Genomic DNA, 16431 nt, shown 5'->3' on the forward strand with positions numbered 1-16431 from the left:
GGACGTAAAAAAAGCAGTTCGTTGAGAACTGCTTAATTCTATTCTTAATTAGAATACTTGTATTATTTTGTGAAACGCAAAGCCATTTTACGGTCTGCTGCTCTTTCTTCATCCGAAGCTGTTTCTGGAACTGTAGCGAACTCTTCACCGTAACCTTCGGCAGCAACCACTTGCTGACCAACTCCTAATTTTCCTAACTCAGCTTTCAAGAAATCTGCACGTTTTTGTGACAATTCTTTATTATTCGCATCATCACCTACCTTATCGGTGTACGCTCCGATTTTGATTTTAGCGTCTGGGAATTTTTTCAAGATAGATGCTAAGTTGTTCAATTGTTTTTCAGACCCTGGCTCTAATTGATCCGTTGTACCAAATACGAAGTTTACATTATCGAAATTGAACCAACGATCTTTGAAACTTTCTTCAGTTCCATTTTTGTACTCGTCAGATTTGATAAAATTGACCAATTGATCTTCCAACCCTCCTTTGTATCCAACAAGCGACAATCCGTCTAAATCGTACGTTGCTTCTTCTCTTGCTGTTGGTGTAGTTACTACTCCGGTATTTTCTACATGTGCTGGATCTTCTACTAACGTTTTATCTTCTTTTTTCCCAAGCCAATTATAGAGTAAATAGCCAATCAATAATAAAATAACGAGCGGAATAAACCACTTAAGGAAACCTCCCCCACCTTTCTCGTTTGTAGTTTCTCTACCCTGATAAGGCGCTTCTTCTCTTACTTGATCACGTACTTGATTGTATTTCTCTTTTACATCTTCTGAGGTTTTGTGCACTTGTTTCGTTACGCTTTCTTGCACATTATGTGCTTTTTCAGAAATAGTTTCTGTTGCATTATCGAAAAGATTTCCTAAGCCTCCTAAGCCCAATGCTCCTAAACTTAAACCTGTTGGTAATAAAGCTGCCAATTTTGTACTTGATGATCCAAGCAAATCAGAAAACTGATTAGTATTTAGATTTTGATCGTTGGCATATTTACCGAGCCCACCAAATCCTAATGCTGCTGCTAAGTTGAGTAATTGATTGGATGATGTATCAGATATTCCTGCAAATTCTGCAATCTTTGAAACTATTCCGTTTTGTTTCTCTCCGAAAATACTCGCCAAAAGCGATTGTACAAGTGGTTGGCTTGTCAATTGATGAACATCATTCGACGCAGAAAACTGGCTACCCAGTTGTTTTACTTGATCTAATATATTTGGTGAATCGTGGTGTTTATTTATCAATCCACCCAAAACCAATGGTATAAAAGCAGAGAGTGCTTTAGAAATTCCTGACTCGCTTTCTCCAAAGGTAGTAGCGGCATTGTTTACCAGCTCTGGAGTTATGTATCCTTTTACAAGGTCGAAAATGTTTACTGACATAATTTTTAGAGTTTTTATTAGGTTAAATATTTATAATTATTCAATTAGATAAAGCTAACTAATATTTTCCATATCGGTGTATACCAAATGTTAAAATATTTTTAATATCATCATATATTGTGCCTTTTTGGTCAAGTCAAGTTATTTTTGAAAAAAAATTAGATCTTTTATGTCAAACTCACGCTTGTCAATTGCGACACAAACCCCGTCATATAACAATCCAGAGAACTTACAAGAAACCTTAGAACTAACAACAGAAGAACTTTTTTCGATCCCAAAATTCTTGATAGAAAAAATAAGTGCTTTTGGTTGGAGTTTGGTAACGGCTGTACTCGTCTTGATCATTGGTTTTTGGATAACTTCTTGGATAATGAAACTCATTGAAAAAAGAATGATCAAACGCAATGTCGATTTATCTATACGATCATTTGCCCTGCCCATTATCAATATTGTATTGAAGATCTTGGTCATCATTCCAGTCATCGGGCAATTGGGTTTAAATGTTTCGGGCTTTTTAGCCACTTTGACTGGAGTCGGATTGGCCGTTGGTCTAGCGCTGCAAGGTTCGCTTTCTAATTTTGCCGCTGGCTTGTTGATTATACTTTTCAAACCTTTCAAAATAGGCGACTACATCGTTTCTCAAGGGAACGAAGGAACCGTAGAGTCGATCAGTATGTTGAACACCGTAATCTCGACACCCAAAGGTTTGGTCATCACTTTACCCAATGCAAACCTGTTCAACAATCCTATCACCAATTATTCTATAAAAGAATTTCGCAGACTGGATGTGAATGTTGGCATATCGTATAATGACGATTTCGACAAAGCTCAAAAAGTTTTATTAGAGGTTTTGGATCAAAACGAATTGGTAGACGACAACCACTCTAAAACAGTAGAAATACTCGCATTTGGCGATAGTAGTGTAGATTTGGCTGTGCGCTGCTATGTAAAAAACAGTGATTATTGGACCGCCTATTGGCAACTCTATAAAGCCGTAAAAGTAGCCTTGGACAAAAACGAAATTTCGATTCCGTATCCACATACCCAAATGATCATCAAGAACGAAGACAGTGCGCCTTCGTCATCGCTAAATCCTCAGAGTTGATGAAAAAAATTGTCTTGAGTTTTGGTCTTTTGATTTCGACCGTAACCTATTCACAATCATTTGCTGTAGAAGAAAAACTGCAGACCTATCCGTTCAGCAATCAGCACGTGGGATTTGTGTTGTACGATCCTTCTACAAAGCGCGAATTGGTCAATTATAATGGTACAAAATATTTTTTACCCGCGTCGAACACCAAAATTTTCACGTTGTATAGCGTCCTGAAAAATCTGAACGATTCGATTCCTGGACTGATGTATGCTGAGACGGAAGACGAATTGCACTTTCAGGGAACAGGTGATCCTACATTTTTACATCCGAAATTCGACAATAGACGAGTTTTTAATTTTCTGAAAAACAGTCCGAAAAAATTGGTTTATCACGCCAACAATTTCAACGATACCTCAATAGGTCTGGGTTGGTCTTGGGATGATTTTGACCAAACCTTCTCTTCGGAAAGAAATGCTTTTCCGATTGCAGAAAACATGGTCACGATAGAACGCCAAGGAAATACCTTATCGAGTTTCCCGAAAGTGTTTCAATCATCCATCGTGTCGAAAGAACAAAAATTCAATAGAGATCCTTACCAAAATCAATTTTACATCGCACCAAAAAATGCCACGCTTCGAGTTCCTTACATCACAAATCCAGAACTGACGCGTACGATTTTGGAAGAAATTCTCGGTCGGAATGTTGAGCTTTCGAAAGAAAAAATACCAATGCCAAGTCAACTGCTTTTCAGTACTTTGGTAGAACCCGTTACACGTCTGATGATGGAAGACAGCGACAATTTCTTGGCAGAACAGCTTCTGATAACCGCTTCGGTAAATGAAACTGGGCAAGTTGGAGGAAAACAAGTGATCGAACAAATGACCAATCATCATTTGAAGCGTCTGAGTCAAAAACCTATCTGGAACGATGGTTCGGGCTTGTCGCGGTATAATCTGCTCAGCCCAAAAAGTATGGTAGAACTGCTGGATTTATTGTTGCAAGAATACCCCGAAGAGAAAATTTTCAACCTCCTAGCTATCGGAGGGAGAACTGGTTCGCTAAAAAATTATTACAAAAGCGCTACGCCCTATCTCTTTGCCAAAACGGGCGGCATGTCGAATACGGTAACGCTCAGCGGTTATTTGCGTGCAAAATCTGGAAAGCTCCTGATTTTCAGCCTGATGAACAACAATACCGGAATGGACGGAACCAAAGTGAGACGCGAAAACGAAAAATTCTTGAACTACGTTCGAGATTTATATTAAAGTCTAAAAGCATCCATAAAAAGAAGCCGTCTCGTTTATAAAATCGGGACGGTTTTTTTATGATTAAAAAATTGAGGTCAAAAACCAACTCAATTTAATAATTTAGAAAAAGATGAGTTATTATTCTTGTTTACGCACTCATCTTTTTCAGATTATGAGCTAAAGCATGCAATCCGAACTCTAATTCCACTTTTTCAATTCCTTTTAGGGTAAATCTTTTGAAGTTTCGGTTGTGTTTGAGTTGGGCAAATGTAGGTTCGACATCAGCAGTTCTTTGTTTTCTTCTTATTTCTCCGATATCGGATGTGAGAAGTTCTCTTGCTTTTTGTTTGTGGTATTCTAATTTATGGTTCCTTTCTACTGTCCTGTTGTTTTTCCCCTTGAAGCACTGGCTTCTGAGCGGACATCCATTGCAGTTTTTAGCGCTATAACAACTATAGGTTTGCTTATATCCTGACTTTGTTTGGACTTTTCGCTCACCGCGCTTTTCCATACGTTGTCCCATCGGGCATACATAAAAATCTTGCGCTTCATTATAATAGAGTGAGTCTCGTTCAAAGGGTTTGGGATTTTTTCTTTTTTTTGATTTGCCTTGTTCTTGGTCAAAGGTGTTGAACTTTACAAAGGCTTTGATTGCTTTGTCCTCCAAAAGTTCGTAATTTTCTTCACTTCCGTATCCTGCATCTGCGGTGAGTTCTTCGGGAAGCTCATTGTAGAGTTTTTTATGGTTTTCTAAATGAGGTTTTAAAGTATGAATGTCGTTGGTGTCTTGATGTAAGGTATAGTTGACGATGATTTGGTTTTCGGTGCTGATTTGTGCATTGTAGCCGGGTTTTAATTGTCCGTTCTGCATGTGGTCGTCCTTCATGCGCATAAAGGTCGCATCGGGATCGGTTTTGCTGTAGGAGTTGCGTTCTTGTAGTAACTTTTCTTGTTCTTGGTATTTCTTTAAGTTTGGCGCAAAATTCTTTTGGATGTAACGGGATTTGGCTTTTTTCTTTGGATCGTCAGACTTTTCTTTTAGGATTCGGTTGATTTTATCTGCGGCTTGTTGGACTTTTTCAGGATCAAGTTTTTTGAACTCCGGTGGCTCGGGATCTTGGTCTTCTTCATCAGCAACGCACTGCGCGTATTGCCACATATCCTCTAATTGTTTGATCATTTTCTCCCGATTGGTCTTGATGGAATTTCCCCAGACAAAGGTGTATCTTCCAGCTACCGATTCTATTTTGGTGCCGTCTGTATAAACTCGTTTGAGACTCACTAATTTTTCTTCTGCCAAAAGCAATACCACTTGTTTGAAGATGTCTTTGAATACGGCTTTTAACTTATTGCTTCGAAATCGGGCTATCGTATTATGGTCGATGCTTTCTCTACCAGAAAGCCACATAAAGTTTATGTTCTCATTGAGGGCTTTTTCGATCTTTCTACTGGAATAAATATTGTCCATATAAGCGTAAACCATCACTTTGAGCATCATTTTAGGATGATAACTAGGATGACCTTCCCGACTGTAAGTTTCTAAAAGAGGTTTTAAGTCTATCTTCTCAACTACGTTGTTTACGATTCTTACTGGATGATTAGTCGGAATTAATTCTTCTATCGAAGGTGGAAATAACCAGTTTTGGGATTGGTTATATTCTTTAATTCTATAGTTCATTTCGCTGAAAATTAAGTAGTTAAATATAGTGAATTCTATATTAATCACCTAATAATCAATCCATTATTTATATAAAAAAACCGCCTCAGTTGTGAGACGGCTTCTTATATTATCAAGTGTTTTACTTTCTTAGTCCAAAGGCTCAACAGATACATAAGATCTGTTGTCACGTTTTTTAGTAAAAACAACTTTTCCGTCAACCAAAGCAAACAATGTATGATCTTTTCCAATCCCTACATTATTCCCTGGATGGTGTTTTGTACCTCTTTGACGAACAATAATGTTACCAGCGATTGCTGCTTGTCCACCAAAAATTTTAACACCTAAACGTTTCGATTCTGATTCGCGACCATTCTTCGAACTACCGACTCCTTTCTTGTGTGCCATTTCTAGTTACTTTTTAGGGTTAATAATTATGATTCTGCAGTTTCTTTTTCAGCTTTTTTAGCTGTTTTTTTAGCTGTTTTTTTAGCTGCTTTAGCACCACCTATCGATACAATTTCGATTTTAGTAAATTGTTGACGGTGACCGTTTCTTTTTTGGTAACCTTTTCTTCTTTTCTTTTTGAAGATGATTACTTTGTCTCCTTTTACGTGTTCAACGATTTTAGCAGTAATGCTAACTCCATCTATAACTGGGGCGCCAACTTCGATAGAACCGTTATCGGTCAACAAAACACGATCGAATTTTACTTCGTCTCCTGCCTCGCCTTTCAAACGGTTTACGAACAATTGTTGGTCTTGTTCAACTTTGTATTGAAGCCCTGCTATCTCTACAATTGCGTACATGTTATTAAAAAATTTATTTAAAATTGAGTGCAAATATACATCATTTTTTTATAATCCGAATCATTTGTTGTTAAATAATTCAATTATTAAAAAAATCAGCCCCGCAAACTTATTTAGAAAAAATAAAAATAAGTAAATTTGCCGCAAGCTTTGAATTATGAAAAAATCTTTAACAGATCTTTTAATCGGTCAAAAAGGTAAAATCGCAATCGACGAACATGCCCAAGTGCCGTCTAAATACATCGAACTAGGATTGACGCCTGGAACGGTTGTAGAACTGAAATCGAAAGCGCCTTTTGGTGGACCAATTGGTATAAAACTCAACGAAAACAAAGTGCTTATTGCCATCAGAAGACAAGATGCGAAGACGGTAATGATTGAAAAGATATAGAATGAAAAGAATTGCGCTAGTCGGGAACCCAAACGTGGGTAAAACCTCTATATTCAACCAATTAACCAATCTCAGACACAAAGTAGGAAACTATCCTGGTGTGACGGTTACCAAAAAAGAAGGAATCGTCTCTAAAAACGGAAAACAATACAGCATCACAGACCTTCCTGGGACGTATACCTTGTTTCCTAATTCGATGGATGAAGAAATTGTGTTTGATGTATTATTCGAAAAAAATCAGGAAGAATATCCTGATTTGGTCCTGGTTGTAGGAGAACCTTCAAACCTGAAGCGTGCCATTATTCTATATCAGCAAGTGAGAGAACTGGGTTTGCCCGCATTGTTTGTCGTCAACATGGTCGACGAGTTGCAAGAAAAAGGGGTAAGCCTCGATTTATCGAAACTAGAAGCTTATTTGCAAACCAAGGTTATTGCCACCAATGCGCGCTCAAATGAAGGCTTGGAAGAGTTGATCGATGCGTTTGAATACGAGCCGCAAGCCTATCAATCACAATTTGCTATTCCGCAAGAATTTTTGCCCGTAGTGGCGCAAGTCCAACAGCAATTTTCGGTCGATGAGTCTTATCGAGCTTGGCAGATTTTGGCTCAGAAACAAATTCGAGCATTCGACCAAGAAAGAAACCAACAATTACAAACATTAAAAAAAGAAAACAACGTCATATACAAACGATTACAGGTAAAAGAAATCATTCAACGTAATCAACAATTAGAGAAAGATTTAGTCGATATTGTAGAATATCATCCGAATCATCAACCCAGCACAAGCGAAAAAATAGATAATATATTGATGCATCCTTGGTTGGGTTATCTTTTCTTCTTTGTGGTAATGTTTTTGATGTTTCAAGCCGTGTATGTTTGGGCAACACCTTTTATGGATTGGATAGACGAAGGTTTTGCTTGGCTCACCTCTTACCTCGAAACAATAATGCCAGAAGGCCCTATTGCTGACCTCTTTGTCAATGGCTTTGTAGCAGGTATTGGCGGAATTGTAATTTTTGTACCGCAAATTGCCCTCTTATTTCTCTTGATTACGATCATGGAAGAAACGGGGTATATGAACCGAGTGGTCTATCTATCCGATCGTTTTTTGCGACCATTCGGGCTGAGTGGTAAAAGCGTTGTGCCGTTGGTTTCTGGTATTGCTTGCGCTGTACCAGCGGTAATGTCGGCGCGAACCATAGAAAGCACCAAAGAACGCCTGTTGACGATGTTGGTAACGCCATTTATGACTTGCGTTGCTCGATTGCCCATCTACCTGATCATCATAGAATTGGTAATTCCTGCTAAAAAATTTGGCATTTTCGATTATAGAGGAATCGCGTTGTTTTGCATGTATTTGCTCGGTATTATTGCAGCTCTAGGTAGTTCGTACCTCTTGAACCTGATTATAAAAGCTAAGCACCGCTCTGTTTTTGCAATTGAGTTGCCTAATTACAAAATGCCCGACTGGCGCAATGTCTTTGTCAGTTTGTACGAGAGCGTCTCTGGTTTTGTGTTTGGCGCGGGTAAAATCATTTTGGCAATGGCTGTAATCCTTTGGGTGTTACAAAACACGAGTTTCAGTAAAGATTTCTATCGTGCAGAAGAAATAGTTCAAACTCAAAATCCGCAACTTTCCGATGATGATTTACAGAATGAAATCAACGCTTACAAAGCGACACATTCTATCTTAGGGAACATTGGGCACGCGATAGAACCAGTGGTGAGACCTCTAGGTTACGATTGGAAAATGGGTATTGGTCTCATATCTTCTTTTGCTGCTCGAGAGGTTTTCGTAGGGACAATGGCAATGGTGTATAGCATGGGAGATGATGTGGACACAGAAGATGAAGAACAAAAATCAACTTTGCTACATCGTATGAAAACAGAGATCAATCAGAATACGGGCAAACCTGCTTATAATCTAGCTTCTGGCGTTTCGTTGCTATTGTTCTATGCTTTTGCGATGCAATGCATGAGTACAATTGCCATTGTAAAGAAAGAAACGGGCTCGTGGAAATGGACACTCATCCAAGTGGTATTCATGTCTGGATTAGCCTATTTATTAGCGTTTATTGCTTATCAAACACTTAAATAAATCAAACCATGTCTAATATTTATATACAGTACGGATTTATTGCGATTGTTTTTTGTTTCGCCATTTGGTACCTCATTCGTTTGGTGAAAGACACATTCAAAGGGAAAAGTGGCTGCAGCAAAGGTTGTGGTTGTGATGATGTAAAATCGCAGTTGAACACAAAAGGTAAAGAATAAAAAGAGTTTGTCTCATCACCTACAATATCCACACTGAGCCTTGGACTGTGCAGATCATCATGAGACAACCTCCTTTGTTTTTTAATTAAAAATAGCAACTTCGCTTCCCTTTCGGGTGGTCACACTTTTTCGTTTGCCATTGAGATCAAACGCTACCATATTTTGCTGATCGGGATACACATCGGTAAGCATCGACATTTTTAGACTCAAGCTTTCTATTTTCGTAATATTCTCTGCCTTCATGTAAATGCGCGTCATTTTATCATTGGTCTGAAAACCAAAATACGAGATCCTTACCGGAGAATTATTTATCGTCAAAACAATTCTATTTCCGATGTATTGCTTCAGCTTTGCATCAAAACTAGATTTATTGGCAGTTTTCTCGCCCACTACTTTTTCTAAATCTGCTGTGAGAAATCGAGAAGTTATCGTAAGCACTGCCATATGATTATCGTGTTCAACCTTGGTTGAAGAAGAGTGAAACCCTTGTGCCGAAACAAAAGACGAAGCCATCACCAATAAGATCAAGTATAATTTTGCGATATATTTCATTTTATTAGGTTTGTCATCTATTTCGCCAATCCAAAAGCAATGCCAATCGAGGTTAAGCGCTTACCTTTAACATTCTAGCATTACGCAAACCACAATTGCCAAGGAATGCGAGATAGAACGATAAGCAAGGCTACCACGGCAAAAATGACCACATTGAAGCCAACAATACTCGAGCGTTTCAGTTTTGCATTTGCAATCGTCATAAAGGCAATTCCGGCAATCATCATCATCGGATGTTCTACCGTCAACAAACGGGTTTCTGCATCTTGCATTACCGAAGACATATCGGCAAACAATTTGTAACGCCCTGTGAGAAACAGAGTCAAGAGCCCAAAAACCAATTGTAGATGAAAAACAATCGTAGTAAATAAGCCAATTTTTTTGATGGTGTTGTCGGGTGATTTCTTAGAAATCGCATAGATCAACGAAATAACCACAAAAACTACCGCCATAAGGAGGACCAAATAAGCCCAACCACTATGTAAATGTTTGATAAATCCCATTTCTTAAATTTTAGTTCTTTACAAAAATAGAAAACCTTTTTGGAATTCAAACAATAAAATATCACGATGCAATGCACTCACAGGGTTTCGATGTTGATGAAAAAACAATTAATTTCGCAAAAAATTTTTATAATGGGAAAGGATAAAATCAGAAGGTTTGAAGAAAATAAAACGTTCGAAAATGTAGTGCAACCGACACGAGAAGAAGTTTTGAACAATTTTCCGTTGAAAGGAAATTGGCGAAAAGATTTCTTCAAAAACGATTTGCCAATTGTACTGGAGTTGGGTTGTGGCAAAGGAGAATACACAGTAGCTATGGCTCGACTCGATGCCAATCGAAATTTCATCGGGATAGACATCAAAGGGGCTCGCTTTTGGCGAGGAGCAAAAACTGCCATCGAAGAAAATTTACCAAATGTTGGATTTCTTCGCACCCAAATCGAATTGATTCATCACCTTTTTGACCGAAACGAAGTGGACGAAATTTGGATTACTTTTCCAGACCCCCAGATCAAATATCGCCGAACCAAACACCGATTGACTCATCCAGAATTTCTCAATCGATACGCCCAAATCTTGAAGCCAGAAGGCACGGTAAACTTAAAAACCGACTCAGAATTTTTGCATGGTTACACGCATGGTGTTTTACAGATGCTCGGGTACAAAGTACTCAAATCCTCGCACGATGTCTACCATCCTGATCATGCAGACATCCCAGCGATTGTGACGGATGTACAAACGTTCTATGAATCTAAATTTTTAGAAGAAGGTAAAAAAATTACGTATATTCGTTTCAAATTAACACCTTAAAAATCAGTTAAATGCTTCTGAGAAAAAATTTATTACTCTCTCTTTCACTTTTGGGTAGTGGGCTATTTGCCCAGCACGCGCATCGGCTACCCGAGGGTTCGCCAAAGACGTTTTTCTATGCGACAATGGACGCAGATCATGCAGAAAAACTTAAATTTTTACACCCACAAGATGTGAAGATAGTACAGCGCACGAACAACGAAGCTGCCGTGCATTTGAGCAATCATGCCGCATCAGATTTGCATCAATTTGTATTGTCTCACGGTCCTGGTTTTATCCAACATCCGTCCAAAGAACAGGCGTTAGAATATGTTCAACGCCCTCAGGATCGAAATCTGAGCGTCTTGAATTTCAACATTACCGAAGACGAATGGGTCAATCAGCTCATCAACCAAGTAAAAGAAGAAAACATCGAATCTTTAATCTTGGCTTTCGAGAGCATTCATACACGCCATCATCTTTCTACCACCAACAACGTTGGAATGGACTACATCAAAAACAAATGGCAGGAAATCATCGATGCATCGGGGCGTAATGATTTGAAGGTTGAGTTTTTCACCCACAGAAACACCCCGCAAAAATCGGTGATTTTTACCATAGAAGGGAACGAAGAAGCCAGTGAATTCATCATCATTGGTGGGCATGCCGACAGCATCGTGAGTGCCTCATGGAGTGGCAATTACGAATTGCGTTCGCCTGGTGCGGATGACAATGCGAGCGGAATTGCCACGATTACCGAAGCACTTCGCGTATTGGTTGAAAACGGTTTCAAACCCAAAAAAACAATACAAATCATGGCGTTTGCAGCCGAAGAAGTTGGCTTGGTTGGATCTAACGAAATTGCAACTAAATACAAAAACGAAGGGAAAAATGTAAAAGCTTATGTGCAATTCGACATGACCAACTACAAAGGATCGACCAAAGATGTTTACATTACAACGGATAGCTACAACTCGAACGATCTGAATCTTTTTTTGGTTGAATTGATGGAACATTACAACAGCAAAGCAGATCAAAATGCTTTCACCTATGGTTACACGGTTTGTAATTACGGTTGCTCGGATCATGCTTCTTGGGCCAACAGAGGCTTTCCTTCGGCTTTCCCATTCGAAGCGAGTTTCCACGACAGCAACCCATACATCCATTCGGCAAACGATACTTATGCCCGATCGAATAACAGCAGTAGTCATGCCGCTAAATTTGTGAAACTGGCATTGGAATTTTTGGTAGAAGCAGCAAAACCTTCGGCAGATTTAGGCTTGGATAATGTTATACACCCTACTTCTAAAATCGCTGTGCATCAAAAATCATTGCATTACCAATTAGATAAAAAAATGCTCAACAACCGAGTGAAAATATTGAGTCCGACTGGACAAACCGTTTACCAAGCGAGCGAACTGAAATCTGATGGAAGTCTCGATTTGTCTGCTCTGACGTCTGGGCTATACATTGCTATTTTCGAATCGTCGCATGGCGGAAAGTTTACCTCTAAATTTTTATTGAAATAAAAAAAAGAGGCTTCGGCCTCTTTTTATTTCGTATGTCGTCATTGGATAATGACCCGCTTAATTATTCAAACTTTGTAAATAAGCAATCCAACCTAATGTTTGGTATTCTTTGGCTGCGGTTTTGAAGTCTGGCGCTTTGTACAAACCTCGCCCCACAATCATAAAATCGGTATGATAATTATTGAATACGATTTCTGGTGTGTTGTATTGCTGTCCTTTGCTGTCGCCCAATGCCGAAACATTTACGCCTGGCGTAAACAACAACAACTGGTTGCCCACTTTACGCTGTGCTACACAACCCAAGACGTTGGGTTCGTTTTCCGATACATTTACAGCTTTAGAGAAATAATAATCATCGGTGAGTGCGCCTTTAGAAGACATTTCTACAATCGTTACCACGCCTGTATTCTCGAAAACTTTTAGACTGTCGGCACCGCCAATCGGATGCACCGTAACCAAATCTGCCCAGTCGGAGATTTTGTAAATCGAGCGTTTGAATTGCAGTTCTTGCGTATTCCCAATATCTCCAAATTTTCTATCTTCGAACAACAAAAATTCTTTTTCCTTTGCCAAGGCTTTGAGTTTGATGATCAAATCTTCTGAAAAATCTTGAATAATATCGGAGTGTAGTTTCAATGCTACGATATGATCGCTTACCTCGTTGGCAAATCGCAACACCTCGTCTGCGGTTATCAGATCGGCAGAAGCAATCAAGTTCGATTGTTTTTTCAGAGCCAATTCGACCAATTTTTTCCCGATCGGATGCTGAACTTTCTTTTCTTCTAACGGCAATCGTTTCTCTTCGATGACTTCTGGCGGGTTATTCAAAAATTCTTTTATTTCTTTCACCTTCTCGTCTGTCAAACGATGGAATTTATGCAAAATGTCGATCACTTCGTTGATGGTAAACAAGGTTTTGATATGAAAACCTCGTTCTTTCAATTTTTCAATTCCGCCCTGTTCGCGATCCAACACCACAACCAAATCGTGTACGACCAATCCTTCTCGTTCTACTTGATCGATGGTTTCGAGCAAGCTTTTGCCCGATGTGATTACGTCTTCGACCAATAGGCAGGTTTGTCCGTCTTGGTAAACCCCTTCAACCATTCGTTTGGTTCCGTAGCCTTTGTTTTCTTTTCGTTTGATTATCAACGGAATATTAGAGGTCAAACTCATGGCAGTTGCCATAGGCAAAGCAGCGTAAGGAACACCACAAATCAGATCAAACTCACGATCATCTACCAGTTCTAATAAATTATTTGCTAAAGTTTTGAGCAATTGTGGCGAAGAAGCCAGCGATCTAAGATCGACATAGAAAGGGGATTCTATCCCGCTCTTCAACGTAAATCTTCCAAATTTTATGATTCCTAATTCGTATGCTTTCAATAAGAAATCTTCGCGATGTGTCATTTGAGTAATGTTTGAGCAAAGTTAATAGCTTTTAAACAAAAAATCATTGTATTTGCAGCATAAATTTAGATTTGACCAACTTCGTAAGGTTTAGAAATAATATTTGAATATTTTTGTTACATAATTAGATAAAATGAACACGATAGAAAACGCAACAGCCAATCTACAAACCAAAGGTTTTCTCGACCTAAAAATACCCGAAGGAATAGATTTGATAGAGGAAATTAATCGATTACGAAAAGAAAAAAACGCCGTGATTTTGGCGCATTATTACCAAAAAGGAGCGATACAAGATTTGGCAGATTATTTAGGAGATTCGTTGCAACTCGCCCGAGCAGCAGCCAAAACCGACGCCGATCTCATTGTTTTCTGCGGGGTTCATTTTATGGCTGAAGCCGCTAAAATCCTCAATCCTACCAAAAAAGTCGTGTTGCCCGATACAAAAGCAGGCTGTACTCTTGCCGACTCTTGTAGCGGTGAGGGTTTGAGGGAATTCAGAGCACAACACCCCAACGCCATTGTGGTGAGTTACATCAACTGTGATGCAGGTGTGAAAGCAGAGTCAGACATCATTGTCACTTCGTCCAACGCCGAACACATCATCAATTCGTTGTCCAAAGAACAAGAAATAATTTTTGCTCCCGATCGCAACCTTGGTCGTTATCTGAATCAGGTTTGTAATCGAAACATGATCCTTTGGGACGGCGCTTGCTATGTGCACGAAGCTTTTTCGCTCGAGCGAATAGCACAACAAATGGCAGAACACCCCAACGCGAAATTAATAGCGCATCCAGAATCGCAAGAAGATGTTTTGCGCATGGCTCATTTTATTGGGTCGACTTCTCGGTTGTTGGATTTTGTGGTAGAAGACAGTGCCCAAGAATTTATTGTGGCAACCGAAGAGGGCATCTTGCACGAAATGGAAAAGTTGGCACCGCACAAAAAACTCATTCCAGCATTGGTAAAAGACGAAACTTGCCATTGTAGCGAATGTGCTTTTATGAAGCTCAATACGCTCGAAAAATTATACCTCTGCATGAAATACGAATTACCCGAAATCACAATAGAAGAAGATTTGAGAGTAAAAGCCTTGGCTGCAATAAATAGAATGTTGAACTTATCTGAAAAAATTAAATAATGCAAGATGTTCTGGTAATTGGTTCTGGTATTTCGGGATTGTCGTATGCACTGAAAATAGCTTTGCGACACCCAGAGGTGAACATAAAAATTGTGACCAAAGCCAACGAAGACGAATCCAATACCAAATATGCGCAAGGCGGCGTTGCGGTTGTTACCGATTTTGAGCACGACAGCTTCGAGAAACACATCGCCGATACGCTAAGAGCTGGCGACGGACTCTGCAAGCCAGAAGCAGTAGAGGTTGTCGTAAAAGAAGGCTTAGATCGTTTTCACGAAATGATGAATTGGGGCGTGCGTTTCGACCATACCGAAAATGGTATTTTGTCATTAGGAAGAGAAGGCGGACATACAGAAGACCGCATCGTGCACCACAAAGACATCACGGGAGCAGAGATCGAACGAGCTTTGTTGGTAGAAATTAAAAAACACGCAAACATTCAATTACTCACTCACCATTTTGCAGTTGATCTGATTACCGAACACCACATCGAAGGCAAGGATGAAAACCGAAATACCATTACCTGTTACGGTGCCTATATCTTGGACACCAAAACAAAAAAAGTTGAAAAAGTTGCGGCAAAAATCACCCTGATTGCAACGGGCGGTTGCGGACATGTGTACAAAAACACGACCAACCCCGTAATTGCCACAGGAGACGGTATTGCTTTGGCACATCGGGCGGGAGCAACCGTGTCGCATATGCAATTCATACAATTTCATCCGACCGCTTTTTATAGTAAATTCGATGGGCAATTATTTTTGATTTCAGAAGCTGTACGCGGATTTGGAGCGAAATTGATGAATCGACAAGGCGAAAAATTCATGAAAAACTATGATGATCGCGAAGAATTGGCATCACGCGATATTGTGGCACGTGCCATCGACAACGAAATGAAACGTCTGGGTGATGAATATGTCTACCTCGATTGTCGCCATCTCGACCATGAAAAGTTTTTGAATCATTTTCCTAATATTTACCAAAAATGCAAATCGGAGGGCTTCGATATGTTTCAAGATTTGATTCCGGTGGTTCCGGCTTCGCATTATTTATGTGGCGGAATCGATGTCGATTTAGAAGGTCAGACCCGCATTGCCCATCTCTTTGCCATTGGCGAATGCTCCAACACAGGACTTCACGGTGCCAATCGTTTGGCGTCGAATTCGTTGTTAGAAGCTATGGTTTTTGGACACCGTGCAGCGATGAAAACAGCAGAAATGCTTACCAACAGGGCATTCGATACCCAAAAAATCAGTCAGATTCCCGAATGGAAAGACGAAGGACTACAATGGCAAGACGAAATGGTTTCGTTTCAATATTTCAGAAAACAGCTACAAAACATGATGAGTGATTTGGTGAGTATTGTTCGCAGCAACGACCGTCTGGACCTCGCCCTCAAACAACAACAAGACATCAGCAAAGCGGTAACAGAATTGTACAATATGTCGATTGTAACGCCGCAGTTGTTGGAATTGCGAAACCTGACAGAAATTGCGGGGCTCATCATCACGCAAAGTATAGCTCAGTCGGAAAATCGAGGAACATTTTATAATAAAGACTTAGATTGATGCAGCGAATTCTACTCCTATTATGTATCCTATTTTCGATGTCCGCTGAAGCGCAAGAAAAAAAAAGTGGTCCGATTTTCCCAGGTTGT

General features: G+C 39.6%; 16 protein-coding genes. 9 read left to right on the top strand and 7 right to left on the bottom strand.

The features are described from left to right. Positions 1-62: 62 nt before the first annotated feature. Positions 63-1382 (bottom strand): OmpA family protein, encoded by a 1320-nt coding sequence (locus BN8061_RS03170; protein WP_068596423.1) that lies wholly within the window; start codon positions 1380-1382, stop codon positions 63-65. 169 nt (positions 1383-1551) lie between these two features. Here BN8061_RS03170 and BN8061_RS03175 point away from each other — a divergent pair, with 169 nt between their 5' ends. Both BN8061_RS03175 and BN8061_RS03180 read left to right on the top strand, forming a co-directional pair. Next, positions 1552-2487, top strand: a complete 936-nt coding sequence (locus BN8061_RS03175) for a mechanosensitive ion channel family protein (protein WP_094745837.1) — start codon at positions 1552-1554, stop codon at positions 2485-2487. Further along, positions 2487-3740: a D-alanyl-D-alanine carboxypeptidase/D-alanyl-D-alanine-endopeptidase gene (locus BN8061_RS03180; protein ID WP_068596425.1), complete on the top strand. Its 1254-nt coding sequence runs from the start codon at positions 2487-2489 to the stop codon at positions 3738-3740. The genes BN8061_RS03175 and BN8061_RS03180 overlap by 1 nt, the downstream gene beginning before the upstream one ends. 130 nt (positions 3741-3870) lie before the next feature. On the opposite strand, the gene BN8061_RS03185 is transcribed toward BN8061_RS03180, so the two are convergent. The 3 genes from BN8061_RS03185 to rplU all read right to left on the bottom strand — a co-directional run bounded on the left by BN8061_RS03185 (position 3871) and on the right by rplU (position 6188). Further along, a complete protein-coding gene (locus BN8061_RS03185; RefSeq protein ID WP_068596427.1) occupies positions 3871-5400 on the bottom strand; it encodes an IS1182 family transposase in 1530 nt (509 codons plus the stop codon). 129 nt (positions 5401-5529) lie between these two features. Then, on the bottom strand, positions 5530-5787 hold the full coding sequence (gene rpmA / locus BN8061_RS03190; protein WP_068596430.1) for a 50S ribosomal protein L27: 258 nt from the start codon (positions 5785-5787) through the stop codon (positions 5530-5532). 26 nt (positions 5788-5813) lie between these two features. Then, positions 5814-6188 carry a 50S ribosomal protein L21 gene (rplU, locus tag BN8061_RS03195; RefSeq protein WP_068596432.1) on the bottom strand — a complete coding sequence of 125 codons (375 nt, stop codon included), beginning with the start codon at positions 6186-6188 and terminating at the stop codon, positions 5814-5816. A gap of 157 nt (positions 6189-6345) precedes the next feature. On the opposite strand from rplU, the gene BN8061_RS03200 reads away from it, so the two are divergent. From BN8061_RS03200 to BN8061_RS11735, 3 genes are read left to right on the top strand one after another with little or no spacing between them, the layout of a single operon-like run. Next, entirely contained in the window at positions 6346-6579 is a 234-nt protein-coding gene (locus BN8061_RS03200; RefSeq protein WP_068596434.1) for a FeoA family protein, read from the top strand. 1 nt (position 6580) lies between these two features. Beyond that, positions 6581-8677 carry a ferrous iron transport protein B gene (feoB, locus tag BN8061_RS03205; RefSeq protein ID WP_068597883.1) on the top strand — a complete coding sequence of 699 codons (2097 nt, stop codon included), beginning with the start codon at positions 6581-6583 and terminating at the stop codon, positions 8675-8677. An 8-nt stretch (positions 8678-8685) separates the two neighbouring features. Further along, on the top strand, positions 8686-8853 hold the full coding sequence (locus BN8061_RS11735) for a FeoB-associated Cys-rich membrane protein (RefSeq protein ID WP_094745838.1): 168 nt from the start codon (positions 8686-8688) through the stop codon (positions 8851-8853). Between the two features lie 81 nt (positions 8854-8934). Here BN8061_RS11735 and BN8061_RS03210 read toward each other — a convergent pair whose 3' ends face one another. Then, a complete protein-coding gene (locus BN8061_RS03210) occupies positions 8935-9405 on the bottom strand; it encodes a DUF6702 family protein (protein ID WP_068596436.1) in 471 nt (156 codons plus the stop codon). Positions 9406-9485: 80 nt separating this feature from the next. Further along, positions 9486-9908, bottom strand: coding sequence for a hypothetical protein (locus BN8061_RS03215; protein ID WP_094745839.1), 423 nt, complete (start codon positions 9906-9908; stop codon positions 9486-9488). A 132-nt stretch (positions 9909-10040) separates the two neighbouring features. Between BN8061_RS03215 and trmB the strand changes: the two genes are divergently transcribed. Beyond that, positions 10041-10718, top strand: a complete 678-nt coding sequence (trmB, locus tag BN8061_RS03220) for a tRNA (guanosine(46)-N7)-methyltransferase TrmB (RefSeq protein ID WP_068597888.1) — start codon at positions 10041-10043, stop codon at positions 10716-10718. A gap of 11 nt (positions 10719-10729) precedes the next feature. Beyond that, on the top strand, positions 10730-12226 hold the full coding sequence (locus tag BN8061_RS03225) for a M20/M25/M40 family metallo-hydrolase (protein ID WP_094745840.1): 1497 nt from the start codon (positions 10730-10732) through the stop codon (positions 12224-12226). 57 nt (positions 12227-12283) lie between these two features. Here the strand turns inward: BN8061_RS03225 and pyrF are convergent, their stop codons facing one another. Further along, positions 12284-13636: an orotidine-5'-phosphate decarboxylase gene (gene pyrF, locus BN8061_RS03230; protein ID WP_068596441.1), complete on the bottom strand. Its 1353-nt coding sequence runs from the start codon at positions 13634-13636 to the stop codon at positions 12284-12286. A 133-nt stretch (positions 13637-13769) separates the two neighbouring features. On the opposite strand from pyrF, the gene nadA reads away from it, so the two are divergent. Both nadA and nadB read left to right on the top strand, forming a co-directional pair. Next, positions 13770-14774 (top strand): quinolinate synthase NadA, encoded by a 1005-nt coding sequence (gene nadA, locus BN8061_RS03235; RefSeq protein ID WP_068596443.1) that lies wholly within the window; start codon positions 13770-13772, stop codon positions 14772-14774. After that, a complete protein-coding gene (gene nadB, locus BN8061_RS03240; protein ID WP_068596445.1) occupies positions 14774-16342 on the top strand; it encodes an L-aspartate oxidase in 1569 nt (522 codons plus the stop codon). Before nadA ends, nadB begins: the two co-directional genes overlap by 1 nt. Positions 16343-16431 lie beyond the last annotated feature (89 nt).

Source organism: Vaginella massiliensis (assembly GCF_900089075.1).
In the GTDB taxonomy this organism is placed as follows: Bacteria; Bacteroidota; Bacteroidia; order Flavobacteriales; family Weeksellaceae; genus Weeksella; species Weeksella massiliensis_A.

Bases quoted from the DNA above. Each gene is read 5' to 3' on its own strand.
- BN8061_RS03180 (WP_068596425.1), top strand. From the start codon at position 2,487: ATGAAAAAAATTGTCTTGAGTTTTGGTCTTTTGATTTCGACCGTAACC.
- BN8061_RS03170 (WP_068596423.1), bottom strand. From the start codon at position 1,382: ATGTCAGTAAACATTTTCGACCTTGTAAAAGGATACATAACTCCAGAG.
- rpmA (WP_068596430.1), bottom strand. From the start codon at position 5,787: ATGGCACACAAGAAAGGAGTCGGTAGTTCGAAGAATGGTCGCGAATCA.
- BN8061_RS03225 (WP_094745840.1), top strand. From the start codon at position 10,730: ATGCTTCTGAGAAAAAATTTATTACTCTCTCTTTCACTTTTGGGTAGT.
- BN8061_RS03215 (WP_094745839.1), bottom strand. From the start codon at position 9,908: ATGGGATTTATCAAACATTTACATAGTGGTTGGGCTTATTTGGTCCTC.
- trmB (WP_068597888.1), top strand. From the start codon at position 10,041: ATGGGAAAGGATAAAATCAGAAGGTTTGAAGAAAATAAAACGTTCGAA.
- rplU (WP_068596432.1), bottom strand. From the start codon at position 6,188: ATGTACGCAATTGTAGAGATAGCAGGGCTTCAATACAAAGTTGAACAA.
- nadB (WP_068596445.1), top strand. From the start codon at position 14,774: ATGCAAGATGTTCTGGTAATTGGTTCTGGTATTTCGGGATTGTCGTAT.
- nadA (WP_068596443.1), top strand. From the start codon at position 13,770: ATGAACACGATAGAAAACGCAACAGCCAATCTACAAACCAAAGGTTTT.
- BN8061_RS03200 (WP_068596434.1), top strand. From the start codon at position 6,346: ATGAAAAAATCTTTAACAGATCTTTTAATCGGTCAAAAAGGTAAAATC.
- BN8061_RS03210 (WP_068596436.1), bottom strand. From the start codon at position 9,405: ATGAAATATATCGCAAAATTATACTTGATCTTATTGGTGATGGCTTCG.
- BN8061_RS03175 (WP_094745837.1), top strand. From the start codon at position 1,552: ATGTCAAACTCACGCTTGTCAATTGCGACACAAACCCCGTCATATAAC.
- pyrF (WP_068596441.1), bottom strand. From the start codon at position 13,636: ATGACACATCGCGAAGATTTCTTATTGAAAGCATACGAATTAGGAATC.
- BN8061_RS03185 (WP_068596427.1), bottom strand. From the start codon at position 5,400: ATGAACTATAGAATTAAAGAATATAACCAATCCCAAAACTGGTTATTT.
- feoB (WP_068597883.1), top strand. From the start codon at position 6,581: ATGAAAAGAATTGCGCTAGTCGGGAACCCAAACGTGGGTAAAACCTCT.
- BN8061_RS11735 (WP_094745838.1), top strand. From the start codon at position 8,686: ATGTCTAATATTTATATACAGTACGGATTTATTGCGATTGTTTTTTGT.